25 protein-coding genes and 2 tRNA genes are annotated in these 26,945 nt (G+C 38.1%); 10 read left to right on the forward strand and 17 right to left on the reverse strand.

Annotation, left to right across the window (positions count from 1 at the left end):
• Window positions 1-129: 129 nt before the first annotated feature.
• Window positions 130-1,128, reverse strand: a complete 999-nt coding sequence (locus IGI67_RS04735; protein ID WP_429956922.1) for a DUF6933 domain-containing protein — start codon at window positions 1,126-1,128, stop codon at window positions 130-132.
• A gap of 463 nt (window positions 1,129-1,591) precedes the next feature.
• Here IGI67_RS04735 and IGI67_RS04740 point away from each other — a divergent pair, with 463 nt between their 5' ends.
• A complete protein-coding gene (locus IGI67_RS04740; RefSeq protein ID WP_429956923.1) occupies window positions 1,592-1,735 on the forward strand; it encodes a type II toxin-antitoxin system HicA family toxin in 144 nt (47 codons plus the stop codon).
• A gap of 18 nt (window positions 1,736-1,753) precedes the next feature.
• Window positions 1,754-2,146 carry a type II toxin-antitoxin system HicB family antitoxin gene (locus IGI67_RS04745; RefSeq protein WP_429956924.1) on the forward strand — a complete coding sequence of 131 codons (393 nt, stop codon included), beginning with the start codon at window positions 1,754-1,756 and terminating at the stop codon, window positions 2,144-2,146.
• Between the two features lie 47 nt (window positions 2,147-2,193).
• Here the strand turns inward: IGI67_RS04745 and IGI67_RS04750 are convergent.
• From IGI67_RS04750 to IGI67_RS04760, 3 genes are all read right to left on the reverse strand, one after another.
• Window positions 2,194-2,267 (reverse strand) — tRNA-Ile (locus IGI67_RS04750).
• A 1,301-nt stretch (window positions 2,268-3,568) separates the two neighbouring features.
• A complete protein-coding gene (locus IGI67_RS04755) occupies window positions 3,569-3,838 on the reverse strand; it encodes a CPBP family glutamic-type intramembrane protease (protein ID WP_429956925.1) in 270 nt (89 codons plus the stop codon).
• 563 nt (window positions 3,839-4,401) lie between these two features.
• The gene (locus tag IGI67_RS04760; protein ID WP_429956926.1) at window positions 4,402-5,265 is read right to left on the reverse strand and encodes a helix-turn-helix domain-containing protein; all 864 of its coding nucleotides are present in this window, start codon (window positions 5,263-5,265) and stop codon (window positions 4,402-4,404) included.
• A gap of 188 nt (window positions 5,266-5,453) precedes the next feature.
• Here IGI67_RS04760 and IGI67_RS04765 point away from each other — a divergent pair, with 188 nt between their 5' ends.
• The 5 genes from IGI67_RS04765 to IGI67_RS04785 all read left to right on the forward strand — a co-directional run bounded on the left by IGI67_RS04765 (window position 5,454) and on the right by IGI67_RS04785 (window position 8,922).
• Window positions 5,454-5,792 carry a hypothetical protein gene (locus IGI67_RS04765; protein WP_429956927.1) on the forward strand — a complete coding sequence of 113 codons (339 nt, stop codon included), beginning with the start codon at window positions 5,454-5,456 and terminating at the stop codon, window positions 5,790-5,792.
• 137 nt (window positions 5,793-5,929) lie between these two features.
• Window positions 5,930-6,301 carry a hypothetical protein gene (locus IGI67_RS04770; protein WP_429956928.1) on the forward strand — a complete coding sequence of 124 codons (372 nt, stop codon included), beginning with the start codon at window positions 5,930-5,932 and terminating at the stop codon, window positions 6,299-6,301.
• A gap of 375 nt (window positions 6,302-6,676) precedes the next feature.
• Complete coding sequence (locus IGI67_RS04775; RefSeq protein ID WP_429956929.1) at window positions 6,677-7,297, forward strand: rolling circle replication-associated protein; 621 nt, start codon at window positions 6,677-6,679, stop codon at window positions 7,295-7,297.
• Window positions 7,298-7,324: 27 nt separating this feature from the next.
• On the forward strand, window positions 7,325-7,612 hold the full coding sequence (locus IGI67_RS04780) for a DNA-binding protein (protein ID WP_429956930.1): 288 nt from the start codon (window positions 7,325-7,327) through the stop codon (window positions 7,610-7,612).
• Window positions 7,613-7,698: 86 nt separating this feature from the next.
• On the forward strand, window positions 7,699-8,922 hold the full coding sequence (locus tag IGI67_RS04785) for a tyrosine-type recombinase/integrase (protein ID WP_429956931.1): 1,224 nt from the start codon (window positions 7,699-7,701) through the stop codon (window positions 8,920-8,922).
• Window positions 8,923-8,953: 31 nt separating this feature from the next.
• On the opposite strand, the gene IGI67_RS04790 is transcribed toward IGI67_RS04785, so the two are convergent.
• The 6 genes from IGI67_RS04790 to IGI67_RS04815 form a co-directional block, all read right to left on the reverse strand.
• On the reverse strand, window positions 8,954-9,217 hold the full coding sequence (locus IGI67_RS04790; RefSeq protein ID WP_429956932.1) for a type B 50S ribosomal protein L31: 264 nt from the start codon (window positions 9,215-9,217) through the stop codon (window positions 8,954-8,956).
• A 94-nt stretch (window positions 9,218-9,311) separates the two neighbouring features.
• Window positions 9,312-10,607 carry a transcription termination factor Rho gene (gene rho / locus IGI67_RS04795; protein ID WP_207107872.1) on the reverse strand — a complete coding sequence of 432 codons (1,296 nt, stop codon included), beginning with the start codon at window positions 10,605-10,607 and terminating at the stop codon, window positions 9,312-9,314.
• Window positions 10,607-11,878: a UDP-N-acetylglucosamine 1-carboxyvinyltransferase gene (locus tag IGI67_RS04800; protein ID WP_429956933.1), complete on the reverse strand. Its 1,272-nt coding sequence runs from the start codon at window positions 11,876-11,878 to the stop codon at window positions 10,607-10,609. Before IGI67_RS04800 ends, rho begins: the two co-directional genes overlap by 1 nt.
• A gap of 280 nt (window positions 11,879-12,158) precedes the next feature.
• The gene (locus IGI67_RS04805; RefSeq protein ID WP_088932264.1) at window positions 12,159-13,028 is read right to left on the reverse strand and encodes a class II fructose-bisphosphate aldolase; all 870 of its coding nucleotides are present in this window, start codon (window positions 13,026-13,028) and stop codon (window positions 12,159-12,161) included.
• Between the two features lie 265 nt (window positions 13,029-13,293).
• Window positions 13,294-14,901 (reverse strand): CTP synthase, encoded by a 1,608-nt coding sequence (locus IGI67_RS04810; protein WP_207107870.1) that lies wholly within the window; start codon window positions 14,899-14,901, stop codon window positions 13,294-13,296.
• 261 nt (window positions 14,902-15,162) lie between these two features.
• On the reverse strand, window positions 15,163-15,612 hold the full coding sequence (locus IGI67_RS04815) for a YueI family protein (RefSeq protein WP_207107869.1): 450 nt from the start codon (window positions 15,610-15,612) through the stop codon (window positions 15,163-15,165).
• Between the two features lie 231 nt (window positions 15,613-15,843).
• On the opposite strand from IGI67_RS04815, the gene IGI67_RS04820 reads away from it, so the two are divergent.
• Window positions 15,844-17,463 carry a SulP family inorganic anion transporter gene (locus IGI67_RS04820; RefSeq protein ID WP_429956934.1) on the forward strand — a complete coding sequence of 540 codons (1,620 nt, stop codon included), beginning with the start codon at window positions 15,844-15,846 and terminating at the stop codon, window positions 17,461-17,463.
• A 43-nt stretch (window positions 17,464-17,506) separates the two neighbouring features.
• Here the strand turns inward: IGI67_RS04820 and IGI67_RS04825 are convergent, their stop codons facing one another.
• The 7 genes from IGI67_RS04825 to rpoN all read right to left on the reverse strand — a co-directional run bounded on the left by IGI67_RS04825 (window position 17,507) and on the right by rpoN (window position 25,718).
• Window positions 17,507-18,208, reverse strand: a complete 702-nt coding sequence (locus IGI67_RS04825; RefSeq protein ID WP_429956935.1) for a hypothetical protein — start codon at window positions 18,206-18,208, stop codon at window positions 17,507-17,509.
• Between the two features lie 282 nt (window positions 18,209-18,490).
• Window positions 18,491-19,804 (reverse strand): phosphopyruvate hydratase, encoded by a 1,314-nt coding sequence (gene eno / locus IGI67_RS04830; RefSeq protein WP_088932259.1) that lies wholly within the window; start codon window positions 19,802-19,804, stop codon window positions 18,491-18,493.
• Window positions 19,805-19,919: 115 nt separating this feature from the next.
• Window positions 19,920-20,675 carry a triose-phosphate isomerase gene (gene tpiA / locus IGI67_RS04835; RefSeq protein ID WP_207107866.1) on the reverse strand — a complete coding sequence of 252 codons (756 nt, stop codon included), beginning with the start codon at window positions 20,673-20,675 and terminating at the stop codon, window positions 19,920-19,922.
• A gap of 142 nt (window positions 20,676-20,817) precedes the next feature.
• The gene (locus IGI67_RS04840) at window positions 20,818-22,008 is read right to left on the reverse strand and encodes a phosphoglycerate kinase (RefSeq protein WP_207107865.1); all 1,191 of its coding nucleotides are present in this window, start codon (window positions 22,006-22,008) and stop codon (window positions 20,818-20,820) included.
• A gap of 150 nt (window positions 22,009-22,158) precedes the next feature.
• Window positions 22,159-23,160 (reverse strand): type I glyceraldehyde-3-phosphate dehydrogenase, encoded by a 1,002-nt coding sequence (gap, locus tag IGI67_RS04845; RefSeq protein ID WP_207107864.1) that lies wholly within the window; start codon window positions 23,158-23,160, stop codon window positions 22,159-22,161.
• 35 nt (window positions 23,161-23,195) lie between these two features.
• A complete protein-coding gene (locus IGI67_RS04850; protein WP_207107863.1) occupies window positions 23,196-24,239 on the reverse strand; it encodes a sugar-binding transcriptional regulator in 1,044 nt (347 codons plus the stop codon).
• 177 nt (window positions 24,240-24,416) lie between these two features.
• A complete protein-coding gene (rpoN, locus tag IGI67_RS04855; protein ID WP_207107862.1) occupies window positions 24,417-25,718 on the reverse strand; it encodes an RNA polymerase factor sigma-54 in 1,302 nt (433 codons plus the stop codon).
• Between the two features lie 52 nt (window positions 25,719-25,770).
• Here rpoN and IGI67_RS04860 point away from each other — a divergent pair.
• Both IGI67_RS04860 and IGI67_RS04865 read left to right on the forward strand, forming a co-directional pair.
• Window positions 25,771-25,842, forward strand: a tRNA-Arg gene (locus IGI67_RS04860).
• Between the two features lie 500 nt (window positions 25,843-26,342).
• Complete coding sequence (locus tag IGI67_RS04865; protein ID WP_429956936.1) at window positions 26,343-26,942, forward strand: YitT family protein; 600 nt, start codon at window positions 26,343-26,345, stop codon at window positions 26,940-26,942.
• The last annotated feature ends 3 nt before the right edge of the window (window positions 26,943-26,945 follow it).

The following is a 26,945-nucleotide window of genomic DNA, read 5'->3' on the forward strand; positions in this document are numbered from 1 at the left end:
GGAATATGTTTCATAGACGGAAGAACTGTTTCAACTATCTAAAAGAAATACTCTTAAATCACTTAGTATAAAGCAAAACAAATAAGCATAAGAAGAAATTTTATTTTCTCCTTATGCTTCGTTTATACATTAATACCAATCATCCATCATCATCAGTGTCATGCTGCCATCATCGACACCCATTTCAATTTGCTCTCGAATCTCTGGCATATCCGATTCCTTCACTTCGCCGGCTGCTATCAAAAATTGATAGAATTTTTTCATTGAAGAGCCCGCCTTCTTTACTGCACTTTCACTGATCCACAGATTTTTACGAGCTCCCCAGCTGAAAAAATCACTAATAATTTCAAAAGTGGATATTGCCTGATTAAAACCATAGAAAATTAGATAGCCACTTAAATAATATTCAATAGTTGATAGGTGTCTATTTACCGTTTTCTTAGTCACTTTTTCATGCTGTTCGAGATACTGCTGAAAAGCTTTTAAAATCCGTTGATTATTTGCCAATGCTTCCTCTATTTCTTTCTCCGATAAATCACCGGATTTACAATCAGCTAAAGATTTCCAGTCTCTTTTTACGACATATTCTTCTAAATCCTCCTGCGAGATATCATGGAGAACTAGAGGCTCTTTAAAAACTTTTCTTAATTCATCTAAAGGAAAGGTTTCTTTAAACACACTATCCGCTAAATCAATACTGAGCTTAACATCAATAAGTACATCCAAATTGAACCTTTCATGGTACTCCAGTGAAGTAATCATATTATTGATGATCCCAGTAATGACGCGATTATATCCAGCGCTTACCTCTATTTCGCCAGCCAAATCAAGATAGTCAATTATTTTTTCCTGAGGAATTTTCGCGGCCTGGAATACTTCTTTTATTGCAGTCCGAATAATCTCATTCAGCTGCTTTTTGTTTTTAGCATCGATTCCTACCAAAACAATCGGAAAATACGTCAAATCATTAACCAATAACAAAATTTTTTTTCTTTTTACATTGAAGTAATTCGCATGCCAAGAAAAAAGTGGGTTGCTATCTGAAAAGCTTCTTGCCAACTTTTTATCAGCTACTTTAGGTAGATAATTAAATAAAGGTAATGCTTTTTTCGATGGATTGATGATCATTTTCTATCCCTCACTCAATCGTTTTTATTTTTCTCAAGACAATAATAGTATAGCAAAGAAACATACATAGAGGTAACTCGACCATTCGAAATTTCTGAACAAAAAAACGAGCTTCCAATAAAGGAAACTCGTTAAAGTCTGTTTGAACAGAATTTTGATTATTCCGCAGCGTTGTCGTCTTTGAGACCGTATTGTGTATTTCGTGAAAACCTGATGATACTCAGATGGAACGAAACCTTATGAAATCAACATTTTTAGCATTATTCAAATTCTGATAAAAACTAATAAAACTCTGTCTAGAAGGTCAAAAGTATGGTCAAAAAAATACTCGCCAGTATTTCAACTATATTTCAAAAATATTTTCCCATCTTCCCCCCAAAAATAAAATAACAATATTTAAAACAGCCCTACAAAAGAATATTTTTTCAACTGATCCGAAAATAGATTATCTAGGTAATTAATAATGAAGGTTGACCAAAGTGGTAGCCATATGAAACTCTACAATTCGAAGACCAAAACAACCACAATAGTACCTAACCACAAAGGAGACATTCCAATAGGATTAAATAGCCCTTGCCTCCCCATAGGCATATTGCTAACCCAATAAACGAAGGAGATGTTTATTATGTCCAACAAACATTTAGTTATTTATCCAGCAATTTTCAGACCTGAAGGTGAGAACTATAATGTTACTTTTCCAGATGTGCCTGAAGCAATCACTTTTGGTAAAGGAATTGATGAAGCAGTTGAAATGGCCCAATCTGCATTGGGGCTAGCAATATACGATCAGGAGCTACCGCCAAAAACAACTAATCCAAAAGACATTACATTGGATAATGACAGCGACTTTATTCTAGCGATCACATTAGATCTAGCAGAATATCGACGTGAAAATCATACGAAGACAATTCGAAAAAATACGTCTATCCCCGAGTGGTTGAACGTAATTGCCGAAAAAGAGAATATTAACTTTTCTCAAACTTTGACCGAAGCTTTGAAAGAAAAACTAGGTGTATAACCAAAAAGAGACCTCTCAATAGATTTGATGGTTGAGAGGCCTTAATATGTACCTTGTAGGACTCGAACCTACGACCGGACGGTTATGAGCCGTCTGCTCTAACCAGCTGAGCTAAAGGTACAAAAAGACTGGCGAAACGTTTGGGAGGTTACCGCCAGTCATGAAACCAGAATTGTTAGCAATGACACTAACATTTTTTATTATATCAAACAAATATTTTGTGTCAAATTGCAAAAAAAAGAGCAGACCGACTCATCTCTGAATCAATCTGCTAGATAATTTTGAGGTCAACAACGAGCAAGCTGTCGACAAGTTAATTATAACTTACAAAGAATTTGTGTCAATTTAAAAAGGCTCGGCACGCCTTCTGGGGAAAGCTGACCGAACCTCTGGAATACATTGCTTATTTTAATAAGCTATTTTTGATTATATCACAACATTTTTTTTCGTCAATTTGACAAAAACGGTTGAAAAGTAGGGACTCAACCGTGTAGACAACTTAAAAATACTGAAGTAAGCGATTAAGGTTATTATGGTCAAAAATGATCTTGTGACAAAAAGTCCCTACTATTTTTGTCTGAGAGGTGGATCATTCTTATATTTTCAGAATAGCTCTTTACTGATTTTTAATCAAAAATATTGCTCACAATATAAAAATAGACTGACCGGAAGCTAGATCGATCAGTCTACGGGATAAATAAGCCTATCGAAGTAAGCTTGATTTAATTGTAACAAATTATAAACTTTTCCTCAATCGACTAATTCTAATAAAACATTGTGTATTAATACTTCAAGTAATACAATAAAAAAGAGAGAGACCGATATTTCCCCACAGCCCCTCCGTCAAAGGTTGCTGTATCTGGTCTCTCTCTTTTTCTATATAGTAGCTATTTGTTACTTGTAGAGCAAGAAATTAGCCTACTACATACATCAAAACGGCAGCTTATTCGCATTTAAAGCTTGCTGCATTGCCTTCACAAGATCACTTTGGGGACTAATGAATCCATCCACAGTGGTTTTGAATGCTCACTGTAGCGCTTTGATTGTTTCAGTCCCACAGAGACCGTCAATGGGTCACGTGCAGAATCCTTTTGCTTTTAATCGCTTCTTCATTTCTCGAATCAATTGTGACCCGATAAGTGTACGATCAAACTGAGCTATGATAAATTGATTCAGTTCTCCTTGTATTGATGACTGGCCACACCATCTCTAGCCGACATTTTAAAATACTCTTGTAGTCACCTTATTACTGTCGGTCCACAAGAACCATTGGTTGCTAATTTATTATTGTTTGGTGTTCCCGCAGATCGTAAGCCAGTCCAACGTAAATAACAATTCCACGGATAGTTGTAGTATGGACTGACGTTCGTTTCACGTCCTCTCTGGTCGCCACCTTACCTGTCACTGATCCGTTCACGCTCATCAATAGATGACTGGGCGAGTTTCCCGCCACCAAATATATACAGACATTCCTATTTCCCACATAACATATTCCAAAATCCTCCAAAGGACAGTGACATAAATAATCTGGCTTATATTTCCTTGAAATAATTCAAACGCCACACTGCTTAACACGATATAGCGAATACTTCCCATTGGAGCTAACAATTTATATAAAAATCCTCTAAAAAAGAACTTTTCAAGCACCGAGCTCAAGATCACGATAAGTAAAATATTTTGAATTAAATTCAATTGAGTAATTACTGCTCCACAGCATTCCCGCCATTAGCCCCTAGTAAAATCAACAGATAGTTAAATGATAATGTTACAAAACTTGATACTTCATGTGAAAACACGATTAATAATGGAAGTTCCTTTATTCCTAGCTTTTCCTCTCAACGACTCTTTCCTTCGGTAAACTTCTTGTTAAAACTAAAAATATTCCAGCCCCTAACACATAGATGACTATATAACTAGCCATCATAGATTCAATCTGGTCCGAAAAATTTATGGAAAATTAACTGTAAGCACTGGTCCCACTATTTGTGCTGCCAGCATTATAGTTGTTAAACCAAATCCAACAATACTAAATTGCTTTTTCACCATAAAAAACACCTTCAAACCTTTAAATTTTTAGTAAAAGATTAATAATCATCTTATGAACTCACCCAGTCCAACTCGACAAAAAAATGAAATCATACCACAATAAGACAATGATCAAGTTAAAAACTAACTTTAGTTTCTAACATCAAGAACAAAGTACCTCAGTTGATACTTAACAAAGAAAAATTAGTATTTTATAGAAAGCTTTCTCCTTATTTGTCAAACCACTCTATAAAGTCTTCATTCGTCTTGCTGGTATATAAATGAATTAGTTCTGGTCGCATCAATTTGAATATTTCTATCAGTTCTTGCCCACCAAAAAAAGAAGAAAAATCTTTCCCAGTATATATTTCTGACAACAATGAAATTAATTTTTCTGTTGCTCGATCATCATCTAAAATATTTATTAGGCAACCAACCAAAAACTGATCTGAAAAAGTTACAGCTCCCTCTTCTTCAAAATCCTGCAATAGCTCTTTAGCTATCTTCGTGACTTTCTGCTTTTCACCATATTGGATATCTCCTGTGACCTCGTTGTAGTCCAATATTTTTGCTAAAATTGATCTAGAAATATCGTTTTGATTTTCTATCGATGAATCTTTAAATTTATTTGACTGATTTATTTCATCAATAATAATCTGAAGAATATAATTTTTTAACAGCTCATACTTCACATCTGCAAAACAATCATCAATAAATCCCTCTGCTGGATAGCCTACTTCATTTTCCCACATAGGATTTTCCGACTCCCCCTTATAAAAATCCTCTTTAATCATCTGTATCACTTGGGGATTTTCTTCCACTAATTTACTGTTACCAGTAATATTTAAGTAGTCTGAAATATAAGTGTCTAAACTACCAAAATAGAACCATCCTGCAGGCTTACTGGTAATGGATGCTAATTGTTCAATAACTGAAATTGGTGCTAACGCATAACCTTGTACATAAGAATTAATCGTAGGCTTCTTTAACCCCAAACGATTTCCTAATTCCGTGAAGGATAGATCCAAACGCTCCTTGACCATTTTTATTCGTTGCCCAACTTTTTCTTTATCTGGCTGTAAGATTCCAAACACTTTAAATTCCTCCTGCTACTATTCTATGATATAAGGTAGTATAACATGTATATAAATTTTCGTATATATTTTTCCGTTTTTTCGTTGACATCGTATAACAAAACGGATATAATGTAAATCGTAGTTGATCAGCTATTTTTTTAAACCTATCGTATAATTTATCGTATATCAAAAAAAGGAGAAGCAGCATGTTAAAAATTTCGGATTTGGAATTACCTAAAGAAAATATCGAAAAGGTTTTCAATGTAGTTCAAGTCACTCGGTGGCATAAAGATGGAGAAATACTAGGATGGAGCTATGAATGCATTTTACCCAAAGTACGCTTTGAAAAAATAAATGTAAAGGTGAAAAGCTCAAATGAGCAACCCGTTATCTCAAATGAAGAGCTAAAAAAAAGAGGATTAGCCTCTCTAAGTTTCACTGGACTCACAATTACCCCTTGGGGACGTGCAAACGGGGACTTCGTTAATTATGGTCTTACAGCAACAGCAGATGATGTGGCTCTTGTGGAAATCTCTAACAAATGAGCCCAACCAAGACTTACACTGCACCTGAAGTCCTCCCTCAGGTTCAGGGGCTCCAATCTGTTTCGACACTTAACAAGTGGGCTAATTTTATTCAGAGAGAGTGTCACTATCATTTCCAGTATGAGCAGCTTCCTTTCATGACTTATAATCGGCACGGCCGTTCCGTCAAGCATAGAAAAACGCGAGTCTATTCAAAAGAGGATATCCAACGTTTTAATCAAGCTGCAAGTTATATCCCAAAAATTGGCAGAGATCGAGCCTTGAAGCAATCATTTGACAAAGAGGAGTATTACAACCACCTGACCACTTATGAATTGTTAACAATGGTATCAGAGTCATTTCTGATAGAGAGGAAAGTTCTTGAGAAGAGGATCATACAGTCATTAATCAAAATGAGACAATTGGAGCAAACGATAGAAGTACTGCGTGAGGAGATCGAAAAGTTGAAGCAAGAAAATGAACGAAATAAAGGTGGAACTTTCAGCGGCTGGTTTCGTTCACAGCGGTAGGGCACAAAAGCCCGGCGCCGCTGCGAACGAAAAAAGCAGACGATGGAGTCCACCAAAGAAATGCGAAGCATTTCTTCCTACTTAACTTGATTTATAGACCAACATCTAGAGAAATTTAACAAATTAGCATTAGAGACTACAGACCTTTGAAAACAGAATAGCCAAAAAAAGGAACGATAACTTTTGAAACCATATAATCAAAAAATTATTGAAACTCCCTCGTATATTGAGATCTATGAATACACGGAACCAATCCTCCCAAAGAAAAATAAGTCGGATGATCCTTTGAAGAAACAAAAATTTCCATGAATATACGAGCAAGAAGCTTCAAAAAGAATTTATGATGAACTTCCTTCAGAAGATCAGTACAACAGTTTGAAAAGAAAGAATCAATACTATAAAAATATGCGCTTTGAAATCGCTCGGTTAGTGGATACAAATTTTGGAGAACAAACCAAATTCTTAACTCTCACTTTTAAAGAAGCTGTTGAAGATATTGACTATGCAAATTACGAGTTCAACAAATTCATCAAACGACTCAATTACGACCTATACAAGACAAAGAAAGCACAATTGAAATATATAGCCACATGGGAGTTACAAAAGCGCGGAGCCATCCATTACCACCTTATTCTATTTGACTTTCCCTATATCCCTTTCAAACGTTTAGAATCGATTTGGGGACATGGATATATTAAGATTAACAAGATCGATGTGGACAGTATTGAAAATCGCGGACGTTATATTAGCAAATACTTTGATAAAGACTTGGAAATAAAAAACCATAAGAAGAAGGCATTCTTTAAATCACAAAATCTTATCTCACCCACTCTTATAAAGAAACTATCAAACAGCCCTTATAACATAAATAATAGAAAAGTCATTTACAGCAGTGATTACATAGTACGACGTCCCATTTTCCATCATGGAGATACTAATGAGCGAGAACTCGATTTTATTGAGGTTCCTGTTCATTATACAAAAATAAAAAAATAGAAAAATCATTTCATCAGGAGGACCTTTATGAAAATAGAAATACCTATTGAAGTGGATGATGAAATTATCCACGCTATAGCACAACAAATAATTGAAACCGCACTCATTGAATCAAATGGATTGGCACAACAAGGGACAATTGATTTACCACCCTATCCGACACGAAAGGAGATGAAGAAAATATTGCACATTGGAGATGAGCGACTAAATTCATGGATAATCCACGGACTGAGCACGATCTCCTTTGGAAAGGAAACAAGATTTGATCGAGAAGACGTAAAGGAGTTTCTAAATAAGTTGAAATCATCATGTTGACTTTAAGAAAGAATCTACCTATGCTATTCGATAGAAAGGAGAAAATTGACCTTCGATATACTGGCGAGTAATCAAAGGAGAATAACATGATAAAAAAATATCAAAAGAAGAATGGCAATACTGCCTATATGTTTAAAGCTTACCTTGGAATCGACGAAAATACCGGTAAAAAGAAGTATACCACGAAACGTGGCTTCAAAAGTTTACGTGCTGCTAAACAAGCGTATACTCGATTGCAGCTTCAAGTTCAAGAAGGTGATGTGTTAGTTGATTCAAATAAATTATTTTCAGAGTTGGCAAAAGATTGGTTGGATCAATATAAAAATACCGTAAAAGAAAGTACCTATGTTGCTCAAAGACTTGCTCTTAAAAAACATGTACTCCCCTTATTTGGCAATATGCGGATATCAAAAATTTCAATTCCTTATTGTCAGAGACAAGTGAACCATTGGTACTCCTACTATAAAAAATTTTCTAATCTGATCGGAATGACTACATCCATCTTTAAATACGCGATAAGTTTACGTTTAATTCGTAGTAATCCGATGGACGGTGTCATAAGACCTAAACGGAAAAAGAGGATTGACGAAGAACGTTACGTAGCTCCTTACTACGACAAAGAAGAGTTACTCTTGTTTCTTGATGTCGTAAAAAAATACCCAGATCCACTTTACCCTATGTTTCATATTCTTGCATTTACCGGACTGAGAAAAGGAGAGTTATTAGGGCTTCGTTGGAAAGATATTGATTTTGAAAATGAGACACTTTCCGTTAAGCAAACCTTAGCTACGGTAGAAAATTGGCGGCTCGAATTTCAAGTTCCTAAAACAGAAAAGAGTCTGCGAACGATTTCTCTCGATGTGGACACGTTATCTATCATCAAGCGTTGGCAATTGAAACAAAAAGAATTATTTCTGAAATTTGGAATAAAAAGAATCCCTAACGGAAATCAATTGTTGTTTGCTACAGAAAAAAATGCTCCCTATTATTTAGATTTCATCAATCACAACCTCAAAATGATTGTAACTGAAAATGATCTAAAATATATTACACCTCACGGCTTCCGACATACCCATTGTAGCTTATTGTTTGAATCAGGAGCTTCAATTAAAGAGGTACAAGCAAGATTGGGACATACAGATATAAAAACAACAATGGACATCTATGCTCATGTAAGTAAGAGACAGACGGAACAAACAGCCAATCGCTTCGCGGAATTTATGAAGAATACTGAGCAATATGAGGGCGATTCTGGTATGGTCAAAAGTATGGTCAAAACGCAAAAAAGGCAGACTACACCCGTAATGTAGTCTGCCAAAAGCTGATATATCAACGTTTCTATTACTCTGCAACGTTCGAATCTTTGAGACCGTATTTTTTGTTGAAACGATCGACACGTCCGTCTGCTTGTGTGAATTTTTGACGTCCAGTATAGAAAGGATGAGAGTCTGAAGTAACTTCGACACGGATTACTGGGTAAGTATTTCCGTCTTCCCATTCAACTGTTTCTTGTGAAGATTTAGTAGAACCTGACAAGAATTTGAAACCTGTAGTTGAGTCCATAAATACAACTGGATGATATTCTGGATGAATTCCTTGTTTCATAGTTTTTTTCGCTCCTTTGCCCTGAATCATTTGCTGGTTCAGAGTTATTTATTTACAACATGAATATACTATCATGAATGATTCGACAATGCAATTATCTTTTTTGATTTCTTCGTGGCGTTTTTCCACCGAAGGAAACATCTTTAAAAGCTTTGAAAACGCCGTCGTTATTCTTTGTCTTCCTCAAAAAATTGATGAATTGTGATGTATATTCTAGAGAGTCGCCAGTCATATTATTGCGAAGTTTGAAGATTTCCTCAAGACGATCTGGGCTCATCAGTAATTCTTCTTTACGCGTGCCAGATTTCTTGATATCGATCGCTGGGAAGATCCGACGTTCGGATAATTCACGAGATAATTGTAATTCTAAGTTCCCAGTTCCCTTGAATTCTTCATAGATGACATCATCCATCCGGCTGCCAGTATCAACTAAAGCTGTGGCTAAAATCGTCAAGCTGCCGCCTTCTTCGATATTTCGAGCCGCACCAAAGAACTTCTTAGGCTTGTAAAGAGCGGCTGGGTCAATACCACCACTTAATGTCCGACCACTTGGTGGAACGACTAGGTTATAGGCACGAGCCAAACGAGTGATACTATCCATTAGAATCACGACATCCCGCTTATCTTCGACTAGGCGCATCGCACGTTCAAGTACCAGCTCAGACACCCGCGTATGGTTTTGCGGCTGTTGATCAAATGTCGAATAAACCACATCGCCCTTGACGCTGCGTTCTAAGTCTGTCACTTCTTCTGGTCGTTCATCGATCAGAAGAACAATCAATTCAACATCGGGATGATTATCAGTAATGCCATTAGCGATCTCTTTCAGAATCGTTGTTTTACCGGCTTTTGGCGGTGCAACAATCAACCCACGTTGACCAAAACCAACAGGTGAGAAAATATCGATCATTCGTGTAGATAATCTTCCAGGCGTTGTTTCTAAAATTAATTGTTTATCAGGATAAAGAGCAGTCAGTGCTGGAAAATGGGGGCGTTCTTTGGCTTCCTCTGGGTCTTTACCATTCACACTCTCCACATGCATCAAGCCATAGTAACGCTCAGATTCTTTTGGAGGTCTAGCCTTTCCAGCGACCTTATCCCCATTTCTAAGTCCAAAACGGCGGATTTGTGAAGAAGAAATATAAATATCCTCTGCACTTGACCCATAATTGATTGGTCGTAAAAAACCGTAGCCGTCTTGTCCAACGATATCCAAGACCCCTTCCATATAAAAGAAGCCTTGCTTTTCTGCCTGTGCCCGAATAACAGCTAATGACAGTTCCTTTTTATTCATTTGACTGTAATAAGGTATTTTAAAATCCTTTGCATAAGCATAAATCTCTTTTAGCGTCTTGTTCTCAAGCTCCGCCATTGTTAAATAATCGCTCATTATTCCGCCTCTTCCTCATCAATCATTTCGATAGTAGCACCAAGAGTCGTCAGTTTTTCAATAATATGATCATATCCGCGTAAAATGTATTCCACGTTAAAAATCGTTGTTTTCCCTTCAGCCATCAATCCAGCGATAACTAAACAAGCCCCAGCCCGTAAATCAGAAGCGACTACTTCAGCACCATGCAGTTTGCTTTGGCCATTTAGGACAATTAAATTTCCTTCTACGCGAGCATCCGCGCCCATACGTACCAACTCTGGGATATGATTGACTCGTTTTGAATAGATTGTGTCAATAATCTCAGCAGTTCCTTGTGCCTTTAATAATAATGGTGTTAATGGTTGTTGTAAATCCGTCGCGAATCCAGGATATGGTGAAGTCGTCACATCGACAGCCTTCAAATTCTTTGACGGCAAGACTTCGATACTATCTTCCGAGATATTCATCTCTACACCGATTTCCTCTAACTTTGCGATAAAGCTTTCGATATGTTCATAAATGACATTATGAACAGTCACACCTTCCCCCATCGCCGCAGCCAATGCTAAATAAGTCCCTGCTTCAATCCGATCAGGAATGATTGAATGAACACAGCCGTGTAATTCTTCAACTCCTTCGATCCGAATTTCATCAGTACCTGCACCGCGAATCTTCGCGCCCATATTATTCAATAAGGTTGCTACATCAATGATTTCTGGTTCTTTAGCCGCATTTTCAATAATCGTTTTGCCTTTTGCTTTAACTGCTGCCAGCATCACGTTGATTGTCGCACCAATAGAAACCACATCCATGAAAATGCGATCACCGGTTAAACCTTCTTCTTCTGTACGTAAATAAATTACGCCATGTTCATTCGAAACATCAGCACCTAAGCTCTCAAATCCCTTGATATGCAAATCGATGGGACGTGGACCTAAGAAACAACCGCCAGGCAAACCAACGACTGCTTCACCGAACTTACCTAATAAAGCGCCCATAAAATAGTAAGAAGCGCGCAATGAATTTATTTTTCCACTTGGCATTGGGATTGATACAACCTTACTCGGATCAATCACCATTCGATTATCTTCAAAAGACACTTCTGCACCCATGATCTCCAAAATCTCGATCAAGGAGTGAACATCTTGAATATCGGGAACACCTTCTAAAATTACTGGCGAATCCGCCATGATTGCTGCTGGGATCAATGCGACTGCACTGTTTTTCGCGCCGCTGATTGTAATATTACCTGATAATGGCTTTCCGCCATGGATTTCAATTTTTCTCATTTATTTTCACCTAATTAATTATTTTGAAGTTTATAGACCATTATCCATTCTAGCATATTATTGCTTGTATAAAAAGGAAGCATTCTCAAATCATTGCAGAAAATAATCAGGTTTTTCATGCTAGAAGTTTTTTTGGTTAGTAGGTGAAAAAATCCAAAGTTTTATGCGCTTAAACAGTAAAAATTATTCATTTTTTTGTAATATTTATGGATTTTTTAAAGATCTTAAATTTGAGTCAAAAAAAAGCTCGGAGCATACGCTCCGAGACTTAAAAAATCAATTATGCTTTGTTTGCTGAACCGAACCAGTCAATGTGTTCTTCAGCATCTTTAACGATTGCAGCAACACCTGGTGCTAACAATTTACGAGGGTCAAAGCCTTTTCCTTCTTTATCTTTGCCAGCTTCGATATATTCACGAGTTGCTTTAGCAAATGATAATTGGAATTCAGTGTTAACGTTAACTTTAGAAACGCCCATTGAGATTGCTTTTTGGATTTGTTCTTGAGGAATACCTGAACCACCGTGTAATACTAAAGGAACATCAGAACCTACAGCATCAGCGATTGCTTGTAAGTGGTCAAATGCTAAACCTTTCCAGTTTTCAGGGTATACACCGTGAATGTTACCAATTCCGCATGCTAGGTAGTCGATACCTGTAGCAACCATTTGAACACATTCGTCGATGTCAGCTAATTCACCAGCACCGATGATTCCGTCTTCTTCACCACCGATAGAACCAACTTCACATTCTACAGAGATACCTTTAGCGTGAGCTTTTTCAACAACGTCTTTAGCAAGTTTCAAGTTTTCTTCAAAAGGAAGATGAGAACCATCAAACATGATTGAAGTGTAGCCAACTTCGATACATTCTAAAGCAGCTTCATAGTCACCATGGTCTAAGTGGATTGCAACTGGTACAGTGATACCCATTGAATCAACTAAGTTACAGACGATATCTTTAGCAACTTTATATCCACCCATGTATTTTGCAGCGCCCATTGAAGTTTGGATAAGAACGGGTGCTTTTTTAGCTTCTGCAGCTTTTAGAATTGCTTGCGTCCATTCTAAGTTGTTTGTGTTGAAACCACCAACTGCATATCCGCCTTTACGTGCTGCTTTCAAGAATTCTGCTCCTGATACTACTGGCATAAAAAATTCCTCCTAGTGTTTTACTATTTGGTTAAGCCATGCTTAACTAACGTGTTAATTCTATCAAAGTTTTCCCATCTTTGCTACTGCTAACCTTTCGATAAAACCTTTACATTCCAACTTTTTTGGTTTTTTTTACTACTAGTGCAGAAAGCGAAACATTTTTCACAAAAAACGAAGAAAAAATCAACAGAGCGTTCGATCTTTTATTCATACCAGAGCACAAAAGCTGGAAGATGCTCGCATCTTCCAGTAGTTTAAATTATTATGCTTCTTTATTTTCCAATGCCGCTCCAACAAAACCTTTGATCAATGGTTGCGGACGGTTGGGACGTGAAATCAATTCTGGATGGAACTGACATCCTACAAAGAATTTGTTTTCAGGAATCTCAACGATTTCTACTAAACGATTATCTGGAGAAACACCTGAGAAGACCAGTCCTTTTTCTTCAAACAATTGACGGTATTGATTGTTGAATTCATAACGATGACGGTGACGTTCTTGGATCACTTCTTCGTTATTGTAAGCAGCCGCTGTTTTGCTGCCTTTTTTCAATTTGCATGGATATAAACCAAGACGCAAAGTACCACCTAAATTTTCCACGTTCTCTTGGTCGGCCATCAAGTCAATGATGTTATTCGCTGTATCTGGTACCGTTTCAGCTGAATTCGCGTCTTCAAGTCCAGCAACGTTGCGGGCAAACTCCACGCAGGCCATCTGCATTCCTAAACAAATACCTAAGAATGGCACATCGTTTTCACGAGCATAGCGGATCGCTTCGATCTTCCCTTCGATCCCGCGATCACCAAAACCGCCAGGAACTAGGATGCCGTCAGCATCGCCTAGTACTTCCGCAACATTCTCGCGAGTGACTTCCTGTGATTGAATCCACTCAATTTCGATATCTGAATCAAATGCAAACCCAGAATGTTTCAACGCTTCAACTACAGAAATGTAAGCATCTGGCAATTCCACATATTTCCCTACTAACGCAATCTTGACTTTCTTTTTAAGATTCAACACTTTTTCTTCAAGTGCACGCCACTCGGTCATGTCTGCACTTGGTACATCTAATTTCAAATGATCACAAACAATTTGGTCCATTCCCTGTGCTTGTAATGCTAGTGGAATAGAGTAAAGAGTTTCAACATCACGAGATTCAATCACTGCTTCTGGTTCTACATCACAAAATTGTGCCAATTTATTTTTGGTTCCTTGAGAAACTGGCTGCTCTGTACGAACCACCAAGATATTTGGCTGAATACCCAAACCACGTAATTCCTTCACGCTATGCTGTGTTGGTTTGGTTTTCATTTCACCAGCAGCTTTCAAGTAAGGAATCAACGTTGTATGGATATACATCACATTGTCCGCACCAACCTCTGCTTTCATTTGGCGTAAAGCTTCCAAAAATGGTAGAGATTCAATATCCCCTACAGTTCCGCCGACTTCTGTGATAATGACATCAGAATCAGTCATCTTAGCAGCACGCATGATTTTTGATTTGATTTCATTTGTGATGTGGGGAATCACTTGAACGGTCGCGCCTAAGTATTCACCTTTACGTTCTTTACGAATAACCTCTGAATAGATTTTTCCTGTCGTTACGTTGGAGTATTGATTCAAGTTGATGTCGATAAAACGTTCATAATGACCCAAGTCCAAGTCCGTTTCAGCACCATCATCCGTTACAAAAACTTCTCCGTGTTGGTAAGGACTCATCGTACCTGGATCGACATTAATGTATGGATCGAATTTTTGGATAGTAACTTTCAATCCCCGATTTTTAAGCAAACGACCCAATGATGCTGCCACGATCCCTTTGCCAATTGATGAAACTACGCCGCCAGTTACAAAAATATACTTTGTCATAAATGAAAAAACTCCTTCATACTAGTTTGCAGGAAACGTTTAGAAAATACACTTTGAAAGGCAAAACGAACTCTCTCAGCTTTTTTGATAATAAGCGAAAAAAATCATCCGTAGAACCAAACAAAGAAAGCTCCCTATCCAACTTGAATAGGGAGCTGTGAATTCACTAAACACTTGACCCTTACTAAAAGGGTGCCCAAGCAGTATAATACTCACACTTTGGAAAAATGTCAACTGTAATTAATAGTTGCTTAATTTTCCTTAATCAAATAATTTGCTAAAAAAGCTTCTCTTCTTCTTTGGCTCTGTATTGTCCTCCGCTTGATTTGATGAATATTTTTCTTCAATATCAATGATTTCTTCATTTACCGCATGATCTGTTACTAATAATACGCCAATGCTGTCCTCTGATTCTACTTTTGCATCATTTACGATAGTAAAATCCGTTGCATTTTTTGAAGCCAGACCAATGAAGTCCTTTTGTAGACTTTCGCTCACTTCCCCATTAATCAACAGCTTGCCTTCAGGATGCTTTTTGATTTCTTCAATCAAATGTTCGCGGTCTTGTTTACTGCTCATCTCTCGCACTGTCATACTTACAAAGCAGCGTTCTCGAAAAGTCCCTAAATATTTCCGTTGCTCATCTGGATTGATCCGCGGCGAACCGTACCTTCCTTTATCTAAATGCTGCTGCAATTCGTCGTTTGCCATATTTTCACTTCCTTATAAGTATGTTTCATTCAAATATAGTATATCAAAAGAGTGAAAAAAATGCTGAAACTCTGCAAAAAAATAGCGATAAATCACTTGTTTCATGAAAATCATTAGAAAACCATTGTACTTTTATTCGTTCTATTCTATAGTAAAAGATGATTTTAATTATTATTCAAAAGTCCGTTTACTTGCGGACTTTTGTCGTATTTTTTTATAAAGGAGTGTTTTATGATCAAGCATTACATGGGTTTATTACAACAGGAGTTTAGACATTACTCCAAAGGAAAACTTCAAAAGGATTTATTGGCAGGGCTAACTGTTGCTGCAGTCGCATTGCCTTTAGCCTTAGCTTTTGGCGTCTCTAGTGGAGCCGATGCAGCAGCCGGAATGATCACAGCTATCATTGCAGGTGTCGTTATTGGCAGTCTTTCAGGTGGTTTCTATCAGATTTCGGGGCCTACTGGTGCAATGGCAGCTATTCTAACTGGTATTATCGCCAGTCAGGGGTTGGCTGGTGTCTTAGTCGCTACATTCATCGCAGGGATCATTTTATTGATTGCCGGATTATTTAAACTTGGAGGTCTTACCTCATTTATCCCATCACCTGTTATTACAGGCTTTACTTCCGGTATCGCTATTATTATCGCTCTAGGTCAAATCGACAACTTTTTCGGTACGACTTCTGCTGGAGAAAGTGCGTTAGCAAAGCTAATGAGTTACCGCCATGCTTTCACGCCTGATTTTCCAACACTTTTATTAGGCCTATTCGTTTTATTCCTATTGATTTTCTATCCAAAAAAATGGAGTCAAATTTTACCCCCTTCATTAGTTGCAATTATTCTAGCCACGTTAGTCACCATTGTCTTCAATCTGCCTGTTGCGAAAGTTGGGAAAATTCCAACCTCCTTATTAACCAGTGAACGACTACACTTAGCAACGCTTAATCTTCCATTAATTAAGCAATTATTGTTCCCTGCTGTTAGCATTGCCATGCTAGGAATGATTGAAAGCCTGCTTTGCGGTGCCGCTGCAGGAAGAATGACTGGTAAAGAACTTGACAGCAATCAAGAATTAATTGCTCAAGGAATAGGCAATATGATCCTCCCTTTTTTTGGAGGGATTCCAGCAACCGCTGCAATTGCTAGAACCAGTGTAGCAATAAAATCCGGTGCCCAAACACGACTGGCCGGGATTTTTCACGCTCTCTTTTTATTTTTATCCATGATTATTTTTGCACCAATCATGTCCCAGATTCCTATGACTGCATTGGCTGGTGTGTTGCTTGTAACAAGCTGGCGTATGCATGAATGGACAACGATAAAAACCATGATTCAGCAAAAAAACCTAACAGCAATTCTTTTGTTTTTCGTGACCATGCTCAGTACGATTATTTTTGATTTGAGTATCGCAATTGTCATTGGAGTCCTCTTCGGCTGTGTTTTCTTCATCAGCAAGAGTGCGAAAATTTCCATTATTACGGAAAGCATTGACTGGCAGAGAATGGGAATGTCACATTCTGATGTAGGTTCTAATTGGGTCGTCATTTATATTACTGGACCACTATTCTTTATGTCTTCTAATCAGCTGAAAAGAGAACTGGATAAGGCTGTAGATAAAGAAGGGATCATCTTTTCTCTGCGTGGTGTTCCAAGTATTGATTTAACTGCAAGGGATATCTTTGCTGACTATTTCTCAACCGCTGTAATCAATAATCAAAAATTGATTTTTACCTCCATGCAGCCAGAGGTAGAAAAGCAGTTCAATCAACTTTGGGATGAACAGACAGATTGTCCCGATCAACACCCTACTGTCGCACACGCTCTTCAAGCATTGCATCAAGACTATTAGCTTAAAAAAAGCTGTGAGAATGCTCTCACAGCTTTTTTTAATACTATTGTTCTCGTTCCTCAAGTTGTCTACGTCTTATTTCCTCTGTTTGCTTGTTTAAATCATTCTCTGCTTGAACGAGTTCTTCATAGGTCAGGATACCATCATTATTCAGATCCGCTTGAGACGTTTCCTCACTAACGACTCTCTCTCCATTTGGCAGGACACGCAATACCGTGACTGCTTCACCATTTGGCGTAACTAAAACCTGTCCGACCTGATCGTCCTTCTTCGGCTGCTCAGCTGATGTCGATGGGGTTGTTTGTGCTTGAGTAGTTTCGCTAGACGGCTGTGTTTCTGCTACAGCAACCGTTGAGGAACTCTCTTTAGATCGCTGATAGCTTACTGACGGCTCAATTTGAATCTTTTTCTCAGTCTCTTCATTCTTTATTTTAGCAGTCAATGTCAATTCTTTAGTCTTTGGTTCGGATAATTGATACTCTATGCGAAACAAGCCATGTTCATCTGCGGTTTCCTTTTGATTTTCAATAGAAACGATCGCATCCGGCTCGGTTGTTCCAGTAATGATTGCTTTACCCAACTCATCTGTTTCAAACGTTTTGAAGCAGATAATCTCAAGTTTCTTTTTTTCCTCTGAAGACGACTGTGAGATAGTCGCTTCCCTTTTTTGTTCCTTCTCTGTGCTGCAACCAGCTAACATAAATACACTTGCAGATACCACTGCTATTCCAACAATCTTTTTCATAAATTCCTCCAAAAATATAACGTAAAAATAGATTCCCAATCTCTTTACGACGGATAATTGTTCCTTACTTCTATTATAAACACATAACAGGACACATCGTCTAGCCCCCAAAGTAACTTATTTTACTACGCGACATTTGAAGTTTTAGCAATAATGACTAAGCTAGGCTAAATCGGTTCTTTTCCTTTTCCATAAAAAATACCCCTGAACAGGATAAGGAAAGTCCTTAAATCCTAGTCAGGGGTAACATATCAGAAGAGTAGACAACTAAGTCTGTCTCTATTATTTACCGATAAATGGGTTGTTTTTTAAGTTGTAGAAAGATTTGATTCCTTTGTATTCTGCAACATCACCCAATTGGTCTTCGATACGTAATAATTGATTGTATTTAGCAATACGGTCAGTACGTGAAAGAGAACCAGTTTTGATTTGGCCAGCGTTAGTTGCAACAGCAATATCAGAGATTGTAGAATCTTCTGTTTCACCTGAACGGTGAGAAACAACTGCAGTGTAACCAGCTTCTTTAGCCATTTCGATAGCGTTGAATGTTTCAGTTAAAGTACCGATTTGGTTAACTTTGATAAGGATAGAGTTAGCAACACCTAGATCAATAGCTTTCGCTAATTTTTCAGTGTTTGTAACGAACAAGTCGTCACCAACTAATTGAACTTTATCGCCTAAAGCTTCAGTTAATTTCTTAGTACCTTCCCAATCGTTTTCGTCTAAGCCATCTTCAATAGAGATGATTGGGTATTTCGCGCATAATTCTTCGTAGAATGCGATCATTTCTTCAGTTGTTTTTTCGCCTTCGCCTGAGTCAGCTAAAACGTAAACACCTTTTTCTTTGTCGTAGAATTCTGAAGAAGCAGCGTCCATAGCAAGAACGATGTCTTTACCAGGTACATAGCCAGCTTTTTCGATAGCTTCGATGATAACTTCGAAACCTTCTTCGTTAGAACCAAGGTTAGGAGCGAATCCGCCTTCGTCACCAACTGAAGTAGCTAAGCCTTTAGCTTTTAAGATAGAAGCCAAAGCGTGGAATACTTCTGCACCATAACGTAAAGCTTCTTTGAAAGTAGGAGCGCCAACAGGCATGATCATAAATTCTTGGAAGTCAATAGAGTTATCAGCATGTGATCCACCGTTGATGATATTCATCATAGGAGTAGGCAAAACTTTTGTGTTGAATCCGCCAAGGTAGTTGTACAATGGGATTTCTAAGAAGTCAGCAGCTGCACGAGCAACAGCGATAGAAACACCAAGAATAGCGTTCGCACCTAATTTACCTTTGTTAGGAGTGCCATCTAATTCGATCATTGCAGCATCGATAGCAGCTTGGTCGCGTACGTCGTAGCCGATGATTGCTTCAGCAATAATGTTGTTTACATTATCAACTGCTTTAGTAACACCTTTACCGCCGTAACGAGCTTTGTCGCCATCACGTAATTCAACGGCTTCGTATTCACCTGTTGAAGCACCTGAAGGAACCATACCGCGGCCGAATGCGCCGTCTTCTGTATAAACTTCTACTTCGATTGTTGGGTTACCACGTGAGTCTAGGACTTCGCGTGCGTATACGTCTGAGATAATTGACATGTTTTGTCTCTCCTTTAAATTTGTTTTTGTAAATAGGGGTTATTAAAAACCCTTATAACCAATAGTAGTGAAAATCGTCGGTAGTTGCAAACAAAAACCGTAATTTTCTAAAAAATTATTTTGCGCCTTCTAATAAAGCTAAGAATGAATCAGCTTTTAAGCTAGCTCCGCCGACTAAAGCACCATCAACGTTTTCTTTAGCCATATATTCAGCAATGTTTTCAGGCTTCACTGAACCGCCGTATTGGATACGAACAGCTTCAGAAACTTCTTTGCCGTAGATACCTTCGACTGTTGAACGAACAACGCCACAGATTTCGTCAGCGATTTGCGCGTCAGCAGATTTACCAGTACCGATAGCCCAGATTGGTTCATAAGCAATAACCATGCTTGATACTTGCTCAGCAGAAAGATCAGCTAAACCAGCTTTGATTTGTCCTTCGATCCACTCAGCAGTTTTGCCTGCTTCATAAGTTTCTAAAGACTCACCACAGCAAAGGATTGGCAACATACCGTTAGCAAAGATTGCTTTGGCTTTTTTGTTGATTTCTTCGTCTGTTTCGTGGAAGTATTCACGGCGTTCTGAATGGCCGATGATTACATAGTCTACACCAAGATCAGCTAAAGCAGCAGGTGAAGTTTCACCAGTGAAGGCTCCAGCATTTTCCCAGTAGCAGTTTTGAGCAGAGATTTTTAATTCAGTGCCTTTTGCTGCTTCAACTAATTCTTGTAAGAATAAAGCAGGTGATCCGATCACTGAATCTACTTTATCATTTGCAGGAATTTTTGTTTTTACTGCTTCTGCAAAGTCTTTTGCTTCTGAAGCAGTTAAGTTCATTTTCCAGTTACCAGCAATAATTGGTTTACGCATTTAAATAAACTCCTTTTTAATTGTCTAGTTTTTTGAGCTAGCTCCCTACGACAATGAGCAAGAATTTCAAGAAACTTGAGAAACAGTTTATTAAAATTCTGGACTTATTGCTTGGGTACTGAACGAGCTAAAAAAACTTTTCTTATTTGTCGTTGATTGCTGCTAGTCCAGGTAATTCTTTACCTTCTAATAATTCAAGACTTGCGCCGCCACCAGTTGAAATGTGAGTGAATTTGTCAGCAAAGCCAAGTTGTTCAGCTGCTGCTGCAGAATCCCCACCACCGATGATTGTCGTAGCGTCTTTAAGATTTGCGATAGCTTCACAAACACCGATTGTACCATTTGCAAAGTTGCTCATTTCGAACACACCCATAGGTCCGTTCCATACAACTGTTTTCGCACCTTCTAATGTTTGAGCGAATAAAGCGATTGATTCTGGTCCAATATCAAGTCCCATTTGTCCTGCAGGAACATCACCAGTATGTTCTTCAGTTGGAACATCATTTGAGAATTCAGCCGCTGTGATTGAATCAACTGGTAAAACTAATTTGTCGCCAGCTGCTTCGATCAATTCTTTTGCTAAGTCAACTTTATCAGCTTCTACCAATGAGTTGCCGATTTCCATGCCTTTAGCTTTGTAGAATGTATAAGTCATTCCGCCGCCGATCAAGATTTTGTCAGCTTTAGGAATCAAGTTTTTGATTACGCCGATTTTGTCAGAAACTTTTGCGCCGCCTAAGATTGCGATCATCGGACGTTTAGGTTCTTCAACAGCTTCGCCGATGAATTTGATTTCTTTTTCCATTAAGAATCCAGCAACAGTCGGAATTCCAGTAGAAGCGATCCCTACGTTTGAAGCGTGAGCACGGTGAGCAGTACCGAATGCATCATTAACGAAAACGTCGCCTAATGAAGCCCAGTATTTACCAAGTTCAGCGTCATTGCCGCTTTCTTTTTTGCCGTCGATATCTTCATAACGAGTGTTTTCAAAAACAACTACGTCGCCGTCTTTCATGTCTGCGATTGCTGCCTCTAATTCAGAACCACGAGTTTCAGGTACAAATGTTACATCTTTACCTAATAATTCGCTCAAGCGAACAGCTACAGGTTTTAATGATTTGCCTGCTTTATCTTCTTCTGTTTTCACACGACCTAAGTGAGAGAACAAAATTGCTTTTCCGCCTTGTTCTAAAATGTAGTTGATTGTTGGTAACGCCGCTTTGATACGAGTGTCATCAGTAATCACGCCATCTTTAACAGGAACGTTGAAGTCCACACGAACTAAAACTTTCTTGTCTTTCAAGTCAAGATCTTTAACTGTCATTTTTGCCATGAAAGAAAACCTCCAAATAATTTTTTTAAATCTTTTCTATTATACAACTCTTTCCAATAAAAGAGCCAATGATAAACTTACGAAAAAAACGGAGAAGCGCGTTGCTTCCCCGCCTTTTTTCAGACAATTTGTTTTCGTTTAGAATAAATCTTAAAGTTTAGCGAAGTATTCTAAAGTACGAACTAATTGTGCAGTGTAAGACATTTCGTTGTCGTACCAAGCAACAGTTTTAACTAATTGTTGTTCGCCAACAGTCATAACTTTAGTTTGAGTTTCGTCAAATAATGAACCGTAAGTCATACCTACGATATCTGAAGAAACGATTTCGTCAGTGTTGTAACCGAATGATTCAGTTTCAGCTGCTTTCATAGCTGCATTTACTTCATCAACAGTAACTTTTTTGTTAAGAACAGTAACTAATTCAGTTAATGAACCAGTTGCAACAGGAACACGTTGAGCAGCTCCGTCTAATTTACCGTTCAATTCAGGGATAACTAAACCGATTGCTTTAGCAGCACCAGTTGAGTTAGGCACGATGTTTGCTGCAGCAGCACGTGCACGACGGAAGTCACCTTTAGGATGAGGTCCATCAAGAGTCATTTGGTCACCAGTGTAAGCGTGGATAGTTGTCATTAATCCTTCAACAACGCCAAATGAATCATTTAAAGTTTTAGCCATAGGAGCTAAACAGTTAGTAGTACATGAAGCACCAGAGATAACTGTTTCGTCACCAGTTAAAGTTTCGTGGTTAGTGTTGTAAACGATTGTTGGAACATCGTTACCACCAGGAGCTGAGATAACAACACGTTTAGCACCAGCAGTTAAATGTTTTTCAGCAGCTGCTTTAGAAGTGAAGAATCCAGTACATTCTAATACGATATCTACTCCTAGGTCTCCCCATGGTAATTCTTCAGGGTTGCGGTTAGCAAGAACTTTTACTTCTTTGCCGTTCACGTTGAATGAACCTTCATGAACTTCAACAGTTCCGTTAAAGCGACCTTGAGTTGTATCATATTTTAACAAGTGAGCCAACATTTTAGCGTCTGTTAAGTCGTTGATAGCTACAACTTCCAATCCTTCTACATCTTGGATACGGCGGAATGCTAAGCGTCCGATACGTCCAAATCCGTTAATTCCAACTTTTACTGTCATTTAAGATTTCCTCCTTATGGAATCAAAAAATATATTTATTTTAAAGGGGATTTCCCTTTTAAAATCTCATTTGCAGCAGCTTCATCTGTGATGAGCCACGTTTGCTTTGGAGCATTTTTCATATACGCTGTAATGGCTTTGACTTTACTCTTGCCACCAGCGACTGCTAAAACCGTCGGCATTTTTTGGATATCTTCTAATGATAATCCAATACGCGGTACTTTATGAACGATCGCTCCGAATTCGTCAAAAAAGTAACCAAACGATTCAGCAACAGCATTTTTCTGTTTTAGACGAACAATCTCTTCTTCCGACATTTTCCGTCTAGCTGCCATGTGCACAGCTCTACCGATACTGTGAACCACACAATTTGCCTCTTTGATCATCGCCAAAACACTTCTGATCGAAGGTTCTTTCAACAGTGTGTGATACGCTTCTTCGCTCAGCTGTTCCGGTACATATAGGGCACGATGCTCACCGTGAGCATTTGCAGCCATTAATGCACTGACTGAGTTGGCTTGGATCGATACTGCTTCTCCGATACCGCCTCTAGCTGGAACAAAAAGATTATGACGTTTCACTGTCTCTAACGGGCTGACATGTCTGGCAACTTCGGCCATTGTCGTCCCGCCCATCACTGCGATAATGTTTCGGCCATCTGGTAGTTGACGCTGCAATGCTTCATCAACCAACTCGCCAAATTCACCGATTACCTTCTCCTGCTCATCACTGTTACCAGAGACGATCAAGCAACGTTCAATATTAAAAAGTGAGGCAAGCTGTTTTTCTAACTGATCCATGCCGGTGAATTGCTCCATCAATAATTCGAGATGCTGCAATAGCCCTTCGCCTTTTTCAGTTAACAACATACCGCTCTTTGTTACATCTATCAAACGCTGATCTCTAAGATAATCTGTCTCGCTGCGTAACACACGTTCAGTGAGACCCAATGAATCAGCTAAGTTTCTTCGACCGATCGGCTGCATCCAAAAAATATTCTGCATAATGCGGTATCTTTTTTTTACAACCTCTAACACATCAGGGGCGATTGCTTCAAGTACTCTTAATTCACTTAACAAAGGAATTCCTCCGTTGGACTTAAGTAGTCCCTCATAGACTTTTAGCGACCCATGAATTTTAAAAAAAATGCAAGAAAGCCAAATCATTCATTTGAAATTTGCTAATTTCTTACATGACAAAGTGTAACAGTTTTGAGTCTTCTACGCAAGGAAAAAGCCAAGTTTTTTCAACTCAGCTTAATCAAAACGTTTTCTTTTAGAAGAGCTGGGAATATTTAGTGCATCTCGATACTTCGCTACTGTTCGTCGAGAGATTTTCTGGTCCTTTTCAGCGAGCAGCTCGACAATTTTTTGGTCGGATAATGGCTTGCGTTTATCTTCTTGCTCTACTAATGAAGCAATCAGTTGTTTCACTTCGTCAGCAGAGGTATCTTCATCATTCACCTTATTAACGAAAAAGCCGCGTAATTCGAAGACTCCGAAATCAGTCTCGATGTACTTGCCGTTCACTGCTCGACTGATTGTTGACTCATGAACCTCTAATTGCTTCGCAACATCTTTTAACATCAACGGTTTTAACGCCCCTTGTTTGTCTTCAAAGAAATGCGCTTGATGTTGAACGATGATTTTTCCAACCTCTAAAATCGTATCTTTTCTTTGACCGAGGGTCTTATTCAACCACTCAAATTGCTGAAGCTTTTCCTTTAAGTAAATTTTCGTCTCTTCATCGGCCTGTTGCTTCAGCCGATTAAAATAATTTTCTTGAAAATTCAAACGCAATTGTCCGCGTTTGTTTGATAAAACAACCAATTCCCCATCTCTTCTCACTAATGTCAGATCAGGAATGATGAAATTCGAGTCTTGGCCTCCAAAACTTGCTCCTGGGAAGGGGTTCAACGTTCGGATGTAATCTAATATTTGCTGAACTTGCGCCAAACTGATTTGATATTCCTTGGCGATTTGTTCAAACTTCCTCTTTGCAATGGCATCAAATGATTCTTCTAATAGAAGATAAGCCAACTCCGGCGCATAATCATCCTGCTCCGTTTGCAGCATCAGGCACTCCTGTAAATTTCTTGCACCTACACCCGGTGGATCGAGCTGCTGCAACAGTGTCAACGCATCCAGATATTGAATATCCGTAGCATTTAGCTCTTCTTTGATCTTTTCTTCTTCAACCTTCAAATACCCATTTACATCGACATACTCAACTAGAACCAGCATGATTTCTCGAATAAAGGTATCTCTATAATTCAGATGAACCTGATTAATCAAATGTTCAAACAAAGAGACTGGATGATCAGCAATTTGGATAAATGACTCTTCCTTGACTGCTCCACTGTGCATCTGCATCAGGTCACTTTGAATTTTTGGCGCGACAACTTCAAATAGCGGATTCTCTAAAGAGACCGTTTCAACGTAATCCTGCAGCTCTTCAGTATTAAATTGTAAAATTTGAATCGATTGCTGCAATTCCTGCGTCATCGCTAATTTTTGGGTTTGCTGCTGCTTTTGCGAATAACCTTGTTGAAACTTCATATACTTTCCCCTTGTTTTTTTAAAATTATATGCTAAACTAATAAACGTGCTTGCGCCCTTAGTGTAGTGGATATCACGTAAGATTCCGGTTCTTGAGACGGGGGTTCGATTCCCTCAGGGCGCATTATTATTATAGTAGCGTTTATGACACTTTTCATCTATGGATGGAAGGTGTTTTTTAGTCCCTACTACGTTTAGTTTTTAAAACGAGAATGATTCCATCCCTCATTTAATTGCATGTCAAGACTGACATAAATTCATTATACTCGCACTTCTAACCATTTATCAATCGCAAGCCAATCAAATCTTATAATCCAATTAATTCCTAACAATAGATAATGATACCTTCGATGCTGTAAGTAACAGGAAGTTTCAACAAATTATTAGATTTTACTATCGAAAAATCTGATCTATTAAACATAAAGCAAAAATTGAAAAATCATTTGATATGCACTTTTGAAAAATGAAATCACTCTTTTTTGCATTTTCATCCACATTAAAATATTTCGTATTATTTTATCACTAAAAATATGATAAACTAATGATGAAATCTTTGTCCTATCATAATCAGATAGTGATTCTCTATGTATTCTACTATTATGAAAGTTCACAGGTGTTAGACTGATGGAAATAAATTCTCGAAAACATATTCATGACGTGGGGATGATTTCTCTTGGAAATTTTGTCATGAGTTTTGCTTATGCAAAATTCATGGTACCTCATAAGATTATTAACGGTGGTGTAACCAGTCTTTCTATGATTGTCACCAAGTTTATCCTCGTTCGAATTGATCTTATCAATACTCTTTTACTGCTTGGTCTCTTAGTTTTGACCACCCTTTTTCTAGGAAGAGAGCTACTGATTAAATCGATTGTCAGCAGTATCACCTATTCTATATTTTTCACTTTTTTTATCAATCTACCACTTATTATTCATTTATCGGCGGTACCTTCGTTACTGATCGCTAGCTTGCTAATCGCCTTTGGCTATTTTTGCTGTTTGTCCTCCAATGCGTCAACTGTAGGTATGGATGTAATAGCTCTTATTATCTTCAAATATAACCAAAAAATCTCATTAGCTAAATTAATCAGATTCCTGAACTTCTTTATTCTTGGATTTGGACTGTTTATTTATGGCATTCAATCAGTCATTCTAGGGCTCATATTCACCTACATTTATTCTTTTGAGCTAAACTTATTATTCGGCTATTTTAAAGAAAAATAATGA

Source organism: Enterococcus sp. AZ196 (genome assembly GCF_050498845.1).
GTDB lineage: Bacteria > Bacillota > Bacilli > Lactobacillales > Enterococcaceae > Enterococcus_A > Enterococcus_A murrayae.